General features: G+C 67.3%; 10 protein-coding genes. 3 read left to right on the top strand and 7 right to left on the bottom strand.

Features of this window, described 5'->3' with window-relative positions:
- Positions 1-52 precede the first annotated feature (52 nt).
- The 3 genes from typA to LzC2_RS17020 all read right to left on the bottom strand — a co-directional run bounded on the left by typA (position 53) and on the right by LzC2_RS17020 (position 4,276).
- Positions 53-1,945, bottom strand: coding sequence for a translational GTPase TypA (typA, locus tag LzC2_RS17030; RefSeq protein WP_171189223.1), 1,893 nt, complete (start codon positions 1,943-1,945; stop codon positions 53-55).
- 97 nt (positions 1,946-2,042) lie between these two features.
- Positions 2,043-3,671, bottom strand: coding sequence for a sulfatase family protein (locus LzC2_RS17025; protein ID WP_171189222.1), 1,629 nt, complete (start codon positions 3,669-3,671; stop codon positions 2,043-2,045).
- Entirely contained in the window at positions 3,671-4,276 is a 606-nt protein-coding gene (locus tag LzC2_RS17020; protein WP_171189221.1) for a HEAT repeat domain-containing protein, read from the bottom strand. Before LzC2_RS17020 ends, LzC2_RS17025 begins: the two co-directional genes overlap by 1 nt.
- Positions 4,277-4,407: 131 nt before the next feature.
- On the opposite strand from LzC2_RS17020, the gene LzC2_RS17015 reads away from it, so the two are divergent.
- From LzC2_RS17015 to LzC2_RS17005, 3 genes are all read left to right on the top strand, one after another.
- Complete coding sequence (locus tag LzC2_RS17015; RefSeq protein ID WP_171189220.1) at positions 4,408-6,048, top strand: sulfatase family protein; 1,641 nt, start codon at positions 4,408-4,410, stop codon at positions 6,046-6,048.
- Between the two features lie 58 nt (positions 6,049-6,106).
- Positions 6,107-7,264 (top strand): glucuronyl esterase domain-containing protein, encoded by a 1,158-nt coding sequence (locus tag LzC2_RS17010; RefSeq protein WP_171189219.1) that lies wholly within the window; start codon positions 6,107-6,109, stop codon positions 7,262-7,264.
- Between the two features lie 66 nt (positions 7,265-7,330).
- Complete coding sequence (locus tag LzC2_RS17005; protein WP_171189218.1) at positions 7,331-7,579, top strand: hypothetical protein; 249 nt, start codon at positions 7,331-7,333, stop codon at positions 7,577-7,579.
- 86 nt (positions 7,580-7,665) lie between these two features.
- Here the strand turns inward: LzC2_RS17005 and LzC2_RS17000 are convergent, their stop codons facing one another.
- The 4 genes from LzC2_RS17000 to LzC2_RS16985 form a co-directional block, all read right to left on the bottom strand.
- On the bottom strand, positions 7,666-9,102 hold the full coding sequence (locus tag LzC2_RS17000; RefSeq protein ID WP_171189217.1) for a tetratricopeptide repeat protein: 1,437 nt from the start codon (positions 9,100-9,102) through the stop codon (positions 7,666-7,668).
- Positions 9,103-9,296: 194 nt separating this feature from the next.
- Positions 9,297-9,716 (bottom strand): ComEA family DNA-binding protein, encoded by a 420-nt coding sequence (locus LzC2_RS16995; protein ID WP_171189216.1) that lies wholly within the window; start codon positions 9,714-9,716, stop codon positions 9,297-9,299.
- Between the two features lie 127 nt (positions 9,717-9,843).
- Complete coding sequence (locus LzC2_RS16990) at positions 9,844-11,067, bottom strand: PASTA domain-containing protein (RefSeq protein ID WP_171189215.1); 1,224 nt, start codon at positions 11,065-11,067, stop codon at positions 9,844-9,846.
- A 118-nt stretch (positions 11,068-11,185) separates the two neighbouring features.
- On the bottom strand, positions 11,186-11,821 hold the full coding sequence (locus tag LzC2_RS16985) for a histidine phosphatase family protein (protein ID WP_171189213.1): 636 nt from the start codon (positions 11,819-11,821) through the stop codon (positions 11,186-11,188).
- Between the last annotated feature and the right edge of the window lie 171 nt (positions 11,822-11,992).

Here is an 11,992-nt window from a genome sequence, read left to right as displayed (position 1 = left end):
CCTCACCCCCGGCCCCTCTCCCCCAAAAGGGGGCGAGGGGAGTAGGCACGCGCTACGAGTTGCCCTTGCTGCGATCTCGCTTGCGGGCGTTCTCGGTGAGGTGCCGCTTGCGGAGGCGGATCGCCTTCGGGGTGACCTCCACGAGTTCGTCCGGGGCGATATATTCCAGCGCGCTTTCGAGCGTCATCTGACGCGGCGGCTTGAGCAGAATGGCGTCGTCGGCCCCGCTGGACCGCACGTTCGTCAATTTCTTCTCTTTAATAGGATTGACCACGAGGTCGTTATCGCGGCTGTTCTCGCCGACGATCATTCCCTCATACACCGGGTCGCCGGGGGAGACGAACATCTCCGCCCGCTCCTGCAATTTAAAGAGGGCGTAGCCGACGACCTTGCCGGCGATCTGGGAGACCAGCACGCCGTTCTTGCGGCCCGGCACGTCGGCGTCGGCCCGGCGATAGCCGTCGAAGCGGTGATGGATCACGGCCTCGCCACGGGTGGCGTTCAGGAGCCGCGTCCGCAGACCGATCAGGCCGCGGGCGGGAATGTGGAATTCCAGGTGCGTCAACCCGCCGGCGCCGGCGGACATTTCGGAGAGCTGCCCCCGCTTGTCGCCGACCAACGTCATCACCCCGCCCACGCCCTCGGCGGGCACGTCGATCACGAGGTGTTCGTACGGTTCGTGCCGCTTGCCGTCGACCTCTTTATCGATCACCCGCGGGGCGCCGACGGAGAGTTCGTAACCTTCCCGCCGCATCGTTTCGATCAGGATGGCGAGGTGCAGCACGCCGCGGCCGGAAACGCTGAAGCTGTCCTTGTCGCCGGTTTCGTCCACGCGCAGCGCGACGTTCGCCTGGAGCTCCCGCTGCAAACGATCGCGGAGGTTGCGGCTGGTGACGTACTTGCCGTCCTGCCCGGCCAGCGGCGAGGAGTTGATGGTGAACAGCATGCTCAGCGTCGGCTCGTCCACGGCGAGCCGCGGGAGCGTGACGGGCCGTTCCGGGTCGGTGACGGTGTCGCCGATCTGCGGGTCCGGCAGGCCGGTGAGGGCGACGATGTCGCCCGCGCTCGCGGAGGGAACCTCGACCCGGCCCAGCTTGTCGAACAGTTCGACCGTGGTGATCGACGCCGGCGTCAGCGAGCCGTCCAGTCGCGTCAGCACGACTTTCTGGTTCGTCCTGAAACTGCCGGAGACGATTCGCCCCGTGGCGACGCGGCCGACGTATTCGCTGTAGGTCAGACTGGTGACCATCACCACCGGCGGGCCGTCCGGGTCGATCTCCGGGCCGGGGATGTGCTCCAGCACGGCGTCGAGGATCGGGGCGATCGTGCCTTCGCGGGCCTCGGGGTCGTCGGAGGCGTAGCCCTCCATCCCGCTGGCGAACAGGTACTTGAAGTCCAGCGTCTCGTCGTCGGCGCCCAGTTCGGCGAACAGATCGAAGGTCTCGCTGAGCACCTCCTCCGGCCGGGCATTGGGGCGGTCGATCTTGTTGACGACGACGATCGGCTTCAGGCCGACCTCCAGCGCCTTGCCGACGACGAACCGCGTCTGCGGCCGCGGGCCTTCAAAGGCGTCGACCAGGATCAGCGCCCCGTCGGCCATGCGGAGTACGCGTTCGACTTCGCCGCCGAAGTCCGCGTGGCCGGGGGTGTCGATGATGTTCACCCGCGTGCCCTTGTAGGGCAGCGAGATGTTCTTCGAGAGGATCGTGATCCCGCGTTCGCGTTCGAGATCGTTGCTGTCGAGAACGAGATCCTGCCCGAGCGTGCCCTCGCGGAACTCGCCGCTTTGACGGAGCAGCGCGTCGACCAGCGTCGTTTTGCCGTGGTCAACGTGGGCGATGATCGCCACGTTTCGGACGTCCTGCCTTCTCTCAACCAAGGGGGGACGGGCGGTGGAGGTGTCGGACACAGTCACTCGAGGGTTAGCCGCGACCGAAGGGAGCATCCCCCGGCGGCTCTAAAGAAAGAACCCGCGGCGTGAGCCGCGGGTTCGGCGAAGCGGGAGTGTACGGCCGCGAACCGGCTCCGGGAAGGGCGGGCGACTACTCCTTCCGCGTCCCTCCTTCGCTCACTTTGCTGTCCTGAAAACCCAATCGGCAGGCGAGCGCCTTCACTTCGGCGCCGACGTCCACGGAGAACGGTTGGACGTACAGCCGCGTCGTCGCCGGCTCGTCGCCGATTCCGTACACGATCGACGCGCCCGGCGTCTCGCAGGTCAGCGTGACGGAGACGCGGTCCTCATCCTGAGACTCCATCCGAAACTGGGGCGCCGCGGTCCGGGCCTTCTTCCCCTCCGGCCGCATCTCCTCGATCACGACCGGTTCCGGCAACATGCCGAGGTCGCCGGTCTCCACCTGCCAGTCCTCCAACCGTTTCCGCAGGCGTTCGAGGATTTCCTCGTGCGCCGGGTCGGCGGCGACGTTGAAGATCTCATGCGGGTCGGCCTTGGTGTCGTACAACTCCTCGACCGGCTTGGTGGACAGGAAATAGCGTCGTTCCGGCCCCGTCAGCTTGTTCTCGGCGTTCAAGCGACGCATCGACTGCATCGTGCCGCCGATGTCCATGTAGGTGAGGTTCTGGCCGCGGCTGCGTTCCGGGTAGAAGTTGCGGATGTACTTGTAGCGCTTATCCCGCACGGCGCGGATCAGGTCGTACGTCTCGTCCATCCGATCGCGGTGGGCGTAGACGTAATCGCGGGGTTTAGTCAGGTCGTCCCCGAGGAATGCCCGGCCTTGCATGTGGTCGGGGATGCCGACGCCGGCGAGATTCAGCGTCGTCGGGGCGAAATCGACGAAGCTGACCAGTTCCTCGTTCCGCGTGCCGGGCCGAATCGTCCCGGGCCAGCGGATCATCATCGGCACGTGCATGCCGCTGTCGTAAACCCAGCGTTTCGCCCGCGGGAGACCGACGCCGTGATCGCCCCAGAACATCACGATCGTGTCGTCCGCCAGCCCGTCCTTCGCCAACCGATCGAGAATCTCTTTCACCTGCCGATCGAGCAGCGTCAGCACATCGTAGTACTGCGCCCGATCGGCGCGGGCCTCGGGGGTGTCGGGGATGTACGGCGGCAACTTCACCTTTGCGGAGTCGTGGCGATCGTCGCCGAGCAGTTCGTCCATCCGCTTCCGCATCGCGGGATCGCGGACTTTGGACTCGTGGCTGATCGTGAGGTTGATCACCGAGAAGAACGGCTGTCCCTTCGCCCGACCGGCCCAGTCCTTGTGCTTCGTGCCGTTCTCGTCCCAGGCGCTGGGAGGTGCGTTGAAGTTGTAGTCGGTCTTCGAGCGATTCGTCGTGTAGTAACCGGCGGCGCGGAGGTACTCCGGGAAGCACTTCACCTCCGGCGGGGGGACGACGTCGCTGCGCATGTGCTGCGAACCGATCGCGACGGGGTACATGCCGGTGATGATGCAACTGCGGGCGACGGCGCACACGCCGGCGTTCGCGAAACAACGGGTGTAGGTCGCGCCCTCGGCGGCGAAGGCGTCGAGCGTCGGCGTGGTGGCGTACTCGTCCCCGTAGGCGCCGAGATCCGCGGAGATATCCTCCGCGCTGATCCACAGAATATTCGGGTGATGCCCCGCCGCGTCGTGCCCGGCGGCAGCGTGCCCGGCGAGGGCCGGCGACGCGACCAGCGACAGCGCGGAGGCGGAGAGAAGAATCCGGTTCATCACAGCACCTCGGAGGTCTTGAGAACTTTGCCGCTCACCGCTTTCAACGCTTGGGCGCTGCGGTAACGGACGTGGTAGTCGTCGTGGTTCAGGGCGGCCTTCTCCAGCGCCTCCGCGGCGGCGGCGGCCGGCTTGCCGAGCCGGGCGAGGAAGTCCGCCGAGGACACCGCCACCCCGCGGCTGGCATGGCCCAGCCCTTCGATCAGCGTCGGGACGCCCGCCTCGGGGTCGCCGAGCGCCGTCACGGCGAACGCCGCGGCCAGTCGTTCGGCGGTCGCCCCCTCCTTCGCCATCGTCCGCAACGTCGACAGCGACTGCTGGGCGGCGGGGGCGTCCGGCGTCATGCCCAGTCCCTCGGCAGCCCAGTAGCGGACGGCTTCGTCGTCGTGCTCCAGCGCATCGGCCAGAGACGGCGCGGCCTCCGCCCCGAACGCCCGCAAGCTGAGCGCCGCCCGATTGCGGACGATGCGATTCTCGTGGGAGAGGTCCGCCGCCCACATCTCCGCCGTGCGGCCGGCGACGATCGCGGGTCCGGTGGACGGCGGATCGTCGCTGGGGGGACCGACGCACAACAGAACCGCGGCAAGCGGTAGGGGAACAAACATGGCAGCGAACGATCCCGAACGGGGTGGCAGAGGGAACCGCATGATGTCGCCCCGCTGGGGTGCGAGCAATTGCCGGGGGGCGGTAGGGTGGCGGCATTCTCCGGTTCATGACGGTTTGCGAGGGTCGCCCGATGCCTGTTCTGCTCGCCGCCCTGCTCCTCGGCTGCGCGCCCGGAAGTATGCCGCCTCGCGCCGACGGCCCGTCATCGACGACGGGAAACCGACCGAACGTGCTGGTGATCCTCGCGGACGATCACCGCTACGACGCCCTCGGATTTCTCGATCATCCGTTCCTGAAGACGCCGCACCTGGACGCCCTCGCCGCGGGGGGCGTGCACTGCTCGAACGCGATCGTCACCACGAGCCTGTGCAGTCCAAGCCGGGCGTCGATCCTCACCGGACTGTACGCCCACAACCACGGCGTGACGGACAACTACAACGCCCCGCGGGAGGACCTCGTCTGGTTCCCGCAGTACCTGCAAGACAGCGGTTACGAGACCGCCTTCGTGGGAAAATGGCACATGGGCGACACCGACGTCGCCCAACCCGGGTTCGACCACTGGGTCAGCTTTCGCGGACAGGGCACGTACTACCCGGACGGCCGCGGCACGAGCCGTAAGGTGCCGCAGAACAGCGACGGCCCGCTCAACGTCAACGGCGAGCGGGTGAAGCAACGGGGCTACATCACGGACGAACTGACCGACTACGCCCTCGACTGGCTGCAGGCCCGCGGCGACGCGAACCTCGGCGAGAAGCGGCCGTGGCTGATGTACGTCTCGCACAAGGCGGTGCACAGCGATTTCGTCCCGGCCGACCGTCACCGAGGAACCTACGACGACGCCGACTGGCAGCCCCCGCCGAGCTTCGAGCCGACCGACGCCCCCACCGGCGATCGCCCCCGCTGGCTGAAGGACCAAGGCAACAGCCGCCACGGCGCCGGCTTCGCCTACAACCTGCCCCGCACCGGCGAGAACAGTTTCGATCTGGCTGCGTACCACCGCCGGTACTGCGAAGCGATTCTGGCGCTCGACGAGACGACCGGCCGGCTGACGGACTGGCTCAAGGGGAGCGGACAGGCGGAGAACACGATCGTCGTCTACCTCGGCGACAATGGCTTCCAGTTCGGGGAGCAGGGACTGATCGACAAACGCACCGCCTACGCGGCCAGCGTGCGCATCCCGCTGATCGTGCGTTGGCCCGCGGAACTGCCGGCCGGCACGACCGTGACGCAGACCGTGGCGAACATCGACCTCGCCCCCACCCTGCTGGACGCCTGCGGCGTCGCGTGGCCGGAGGACGCGCCGCTGGACGGCCGCTCCTTCCTGCCGCTGTTAAAGGGGAACGAAGGCGATTGGCGCGACGTGACCCTGTACGAATACCTGTGGGAGTGGAACTACCCCCAGACGCCGACCACCCACGCGGTGATCGGCGATCGCTGGAAGTACGTCCGCTACCACGGCGTGTGGGACACGGACGAGCTATTCGACCTCCACGCCGATCCGCACGAGACCGTCAACCTGATCGCGGCGCCGGAACATCAACCAACCGTGGCCCGGTTGAAGGCGGATCTCTTCCGTCTGCTGGCGGAGACCGGCGGGGACACGTTGCCCCTGAAGCCGGATCGCGGCCGTGCCTTCCCCTGGCGTGCCCCGAACGGTCCGCCGGCGGGCGATTTCCCGAAACGCTTCACCACGCCCGTCGAGCCGCCCGCCGATCGCGTTCCCGCCTGGAACCGCGGCGTGGACCTTGAGGAACCCTCCGCCGAACGCTGACCCGACCGCCGCCGTCGCGGCTCGCTCTCGCTCTTCGTCACTCTCGCCCCCGATTCTAATGCTCGCCGCCCTGATGCTCGCCGCCGTCGCCGCTCCTCCGGGATTCAACTACGACGAATCGAAGGTCCCCGACTACACGCTGCCCGACGTTCTGGGCGATGCGGAAACCGCTGCTGATTGGCCGGAACGCCGGGCGAAACTGGTGAAGCTCTTCGAGCAGCACGTCTACGGCGTCGCCCCGCCGCCGCCGGTTAAAATTAAGGTGAAGGAGGACTCGCGGGTCGAGGGGGGGGTCGATTGGCGGACGTGCACCGCTCAGTGCCTGCTCTCGAACGGGACGGTCTTCAATTTCCCGTTCCAGATCGTCCGTCCGAAGGGGCCGGGACCGGTCCCGGTCGTCGTCCTGCTCGTTCATCCGGCGAGGACGGATGAGTTGGGATCGCCCGAGAAGGAGGTCGGCTTCTTTCCTTGGAAAGCGATCACGGACGCCGGCTACGCCGCGGTCGCCCTGCCGACCGACGGTCTCGCCCCGGACGATAACGCCAAATTCGATACGAAGCTGCTGGCGGCATACGGGTTAGATCGCGCCTCGAACGACGGCGAACGCCCCGCGGACGGCTGCGGGGCGCTGGCCGCGTGGGGTTGGGGCGCCAGCCGGATCATCGACCATGCGGAACAAACGGACGACCTGGACGCCACCCGCGTCGCCGTCGCCGGGCACAGTCGCGGCGGGAAAGCGGCCTGGTGGGCGGCGGCCCGGGACGACCGATTCTCGATCGGCTACTCCAACAACAGCGGTTGCGGCGGGGCGGCGCTGTCGCGGCGCGGGTTCGGGGAGACGGTCGCCCGCATCAACGAGAATTTCCCGCGGTGGTTCTGTCCGCGGTTCCGCGAATACGACGACAATGAGGACGACCTGCCGGTCGATCAGCATCAACTGGCCGCCGCGATCGCTCCGCGGGCCGTCTATGCAGCGAGCGCCTCGGAGGACGGCTGGGCCGACCCGAAGGGAGAGTTCCTCAGCCTCGTGGAGGCGAACCCGGCGTTCACCCTGTTCGGAGACGAAAAACTGACGCTCGCGCAGATGCCGGCGACGGGCGAGGCAGTTATCGAAGGTCGCCGCGGCTACCACCTCCGCCCCGGCGGGCACGGGTTGGAACGGTTCGATTGGGAACGGTTCCTCGCGTTCGCAGGAACCATCTGGGATAAGAACTGAGGTTCGAGGAGAACCGCGACCGTCAGGGAGCCGGCTCTCTGACGGTCGCGGTTCCCAGGTCACGTCATGGCGTCTCTCAAGAAATACGACCCCCGGCTCGAAACGCTGGTGATGGAGCGCCGCACCCGCTTCGACGCGGAGTGCGGCGATCTGCCCGCCGAGGACCGCCGTTGGCTGGCCGATCGGCTGCACGCGGCGCCGCGCGACGCCGGTTCGCTGGAGTACGTCCGCACCGCGACCGGCTTCGCCCGCACCATCACGGCGTCCCGGGCCGACGTGGAACGGCTGTACCGCGCGGAGATCGGCGAGGATTAGGCGAGCGGGGGGCGTCAGCCCCCTGAGACTGAGCGGCTCAGCAATCTCGCGACTCAGGGGGCTGACGCCCCCCGCTCGCCTCGCGATTACTCCTCACTGAGCTTCGTCAGGCGGTCGTTCGCGTCGCGGTAGTTGTAGTCGAGGCCGAGCACTTCGCTGTAGTGCTTCTCGGCTTCGCGGGTCTCCTTCGCCTCCTCCGCGAGCCGGCCGAGGGCGTAGTGACACTTCAGGAACAGCTCCGGCTGTTCGTGGATGTCGATCGTCTCCAACGCATTGATGAACTGCCGCTTGGCGAGCGGCCGCTTGCCGTCCATCAGGAACGCTTCGCCGAGGCTGACGCGGGCCGCCTGTTCGAGCCGGGTGTCCGTCGTGGCCTGCTGGAGCAGCGGGATCGCTTTGGCGACCTCTTTGCGGGCGAGCAGCCGGCCGCCGAGGTCGAACTTCACCTTCATGTTCTTGGGGTGATGCTCCGCCCGCCGGGTGAGAATCTCGACGGCCTTGTCGTTCATCTGGGCTTCGTACTTCTTGGCCCGGGCGAGGCGCTTCTCGTCCTTCAACTGGCGGGCCTTCTGCTTAGAGGCGTCCACTTCCTGACGCATCTCCGCCAGCATCATGTCCTCGTAACGCTCCTTGATGGAGATGTCGCCGGACAGTTCCGCGGCCTCCTTCATCGTGAGCGCCGCCTGCTTCAGCTTGCCGCTTTTGAACAGCAGGTCCGCCAGGCGGACGCGGGGGTTCGGATCGTCCGGCTGCTTGCGGATCAGGCGTTTGAGATCCGAAACCGGATCCTGACCGGGTCCGTCGACCTCGTCGTCGCCGCGGCCGCTGGCCTCGTCGTAGGCAGTGGATTTCTGCTTCATCGCGGCGGTGCCCTCGCCTTCCTCCCCGCCGGTCTTCTTGATCATCTTGCTGGTGTGCAGCTCCGTCAGTTTGCGGTCGATCGCCGGGTCGTCCGGGGTGATCTGTTTGATCTTGCCCCACAGCACCAACGCCGGTTCGTACTCCTCCAGCTCCTCGAGCAGGTTGGCGTACCGCGTGAGCAATTTGACGTCCTCTTTATTGCTGGCAAGGGCGGCGTCGACGGCGAATTTGGCGATCTCGTAGTACTCGCGGCCCTCGGCGGCGTCGGCGACGGAGAGGTTCATCTCCACATCCCACGGATCGATCTTCAGCCCTTCCTCCGCAGCGGTATCGAGCGCCGCCCAGTCCTTCTTGGCCTTGGCCTTCTTGATGCGGCCCTTCACCCCCATCAGCTTGACGCCCTTCATGGACGCCCCGGTACCGTTGTCCTTGTACTTCTTCTTCTCCGCCCCGCGGAGGCTCTGCCGGTACAGCAGATTGCCGGGATCTTTCTGCGACGCCTGATAGTACATCTGGATCGCCAGATCGAAATTCTGCTTCGACAGCGCGCCGTTGCCGTGCTGCCAACTCTTTTTCGCGATCTCCTTATCCTTGGCCGACGGCTCGGCCGGGCCGTCTGCGGACGGGCCGTCGTCAGAGGAGGAAGCGCTGTCGGACGCCATGGCGCGGCGGGGTCTTTGGAGATCGGAACGAACGGTTCCGAATGGTATCACCCGATTCACGGCCGGACCAAGACAGCGGGGTCGGCGGGGCGGACGGCACACGAACCCGAAGGGTCTGCGCGGGCCATACCCGCGATGGGCGAGTTTGCGGCCGCCGCCCCGCTGACACGCCCGGCTGGTGCGGCGGGCGCCGTTCAGCGAGCGGCGAGCGTCGGTCCGTCGGACAAGGTCGCGACCGGCGCCCCATCACTCGGGAACCGCAGGTGCGGTTCGAGCCGGGCGAAGGTCTTGGGGCCGACGCCCTTCACCGCCAACAGGTCCGGCGCCGATCGGTACGCACCGCCGTCGCTTCGCCCCGCCACGATGCGGTCGGCCAATTTCGGGCCGACGCCCCGCAGCAGCGTCCACTCCGCATGGCTGGCGTCGTTAACGTCCAACCGGCAAACCGGAGAGCGGTGCGGCGTCGGATCGTCGACGGGGAGGGATGCGACGCCGGCACTCATCAGCAGAGCGACGACCAAAACGGAGACCGCCCCGCTCTCCGCCCGGGTGGGGGCGAAGGCGGGGCGGGAAGCGATCCTCGAAGGATCGTCGCGGGGCGACGCGGCCAGCATGACCGAATCACGTTATCTCCTCGTTACGACCGTCGCCGCTGTTCGGATCGACACTGACCGACCGTTCCCCTGTGCGGCCGATGTCGTCCGTCGGTCTACATCGTCCGGCGGTCGACGGGGAGACCGGCTACGGGGAGACCGGGCGGCTGGCGGATGCTGGCCGGATGCCGGGGGCGGCCATCCAGATCTTCAGGCCGACCACCTTCCCCGCGGGCAGCTTCTCGCCGGCGGGATACTGCTGGGCCTGCACCTTGCCGACGAACTCCTTGTCGTTGGTCTGTTCCCCGGGGAACTTCTTCACCTGGTAACGCCGGGCGAGCAGCACCTTTTCCGCCTGGGCGTGATCGAATCCGACGACCGAGGGAACCGTTTGCGGCAACGCCACGGGGGCGACGGACGGTCCCTGCTCCGGGCCGCCGCCGTTGAGGTTCAGGTTGATGAGGTTGTAGCCGGCGAGGTTCGGCTCGAACGGATCTTTGGTGAAGATCGGGATCAGCGGGTTGTGGTTCACCTTCAGATCGCTGAATTCATAGACCGTGTCCCCTTCGCCGCCGGGGGCGTACAGCTTGATGCGAACCGGCAGAAAATCGGGCTTGGAGAGCACGACCAGCGCCTCTTTCCAGTTCTGAGCGTCCTGAGCCAGCAGCGGGATGACTCGCAGCATCACGGTGCTCTTCGGGTCCGCCAGCCACGTGCGGATATCCCCTTTCGGCTCGAACTGAGCGCCGGGGAAGCTGATTTTGAAACGCTGCTTCACCACCTCGGGCGGCATCCCCAGCAGGAACGGCAGCGGGCCGTTCATGATGTTCTTGCCGCGATGCTGCGGCGGGATCGGCGTGACCGTCACCTCTTTCTTGGCGACGTCCACCTGCTTCAGGTCGACGCCGTTGCAGACCCACTGGGTGACCTCGCCCGGGACGACCTTGTACGGATTCATCCCCTGCCTCGCTCGGGGTCTGCACTGATTCGCGGGACGCGGCCCCATGTCGATGCGTCCCTTGTCCGGCCCTTCATAGAAGAACTGGCCGGCGCTGTGCTTCTCGGAGCGGAACGTGTCGTCCGATTCGACCTGCGTGTGTCGGCCCTCCAGCTTTTCAATGCCCTTCGTCGCGTCGTACCACGCTTGCAACGTGGCTTCGAGGGTGGGCGAGAGCGTATCCACCCGCATTGCCTGCGGAGCGGGTCGTTGCTCGGCGGTTCGCTCCTGAGCGGTCACGACGCCGGCGCCGACGACGAGACAGGCCACGCCCATCGTCGACAGAACGCGGGCCGACCGGGCGACGGACGACTGCGCAACGACGCAGCGATCCGCGGGGCAGGAAACGGCAGACGGGCGGGGCGCGGGGGGCATCGGGACGCGGTCCTTCGCAGTGGGGCGCCGGGTCATAGACCCGGGTCGCCCCCGATGGCCAGAGACGTTCCCCGCGCACGAAGCGATTCCCGAAGCCAGCTCGTTTCGAGCACGCCCGTCAGTCCCAGGCGCCCGGAACATGCCGATTCTGGTTCACCGACTCCACCCGCGGCGCCTGCCCGGCGACGTGCGTGATGACGTTCACGCAGGCGTTCGATTGCCGCAGATCGGCCGCCCGGTCCAACGGCATCCCCAGCAGCGCGGAGAGGTAGGCCCGATTGACGACGTTGTGGGCCACCACCGCGAAGCGTTCGCCCTCGTGCCGGATCAGCAGATCGGCGAACGCCGGGGCCGCCCGGGCCAGCACGGCGGCGTAGCTCTCCCCGTGCAGATAGGCGACGTGCCCGGGATTCGCCCGGAAGGCGGCGTACTCCGCGGGGTGGGCGGCTTCGATGTCGCCCCAGTTCATTCCCTCCCACCCGCCGACGTTCACCTCGCGAATGCCCTCCGCCATCTGCACCTCTAACCCGTGCGGGTCCGCGATCGCCTGGGCGGTCTCGTTCGCCCGTACCATCCCGCTGGAATAGACCGCCGTCATCGGCACGTCGGACAGAAACTTCCCGACGGACGCCGCCTGGGCGCGGCCGGTCTCGGAGAGGGACAGATCGATGCCGTCCCCCTGCAGGATGTAGGGCACCCGTTCGTTCGCCTCGGTGGCGCCGTGACGGATGAGGAGGAGGGTCGTTTGCGACATGGCGACGATACGCGGGTGCGGAACAGAAAGTGTGAAACCCGTTTCCCCCCTCTCCCTGTGGGAGAGGGGCCGGGGGTGAGCGATGAACGATGCGAGCTACTCGGACGCGGGCGAATCGCCCGGAGCGCCCCCCTCACCCCCGCCCCCTCTCCCCGGGGGGAGGGGGGAGGA

It is taken from the genome of Alienimonas chondri (genome assembly GCF_013036045.1).
GTDB lineage: Bacteria > Planctomycetota > Planctomycetia > Planctomycetales > Planctomycetaceae > Alienimonas > Alienimonas chondri.
The sequence above is the reverse complement of the archived record's forward strand: the minus strand, read 5'-3'. Positions and strand labels throughout refer to the sequence as shown.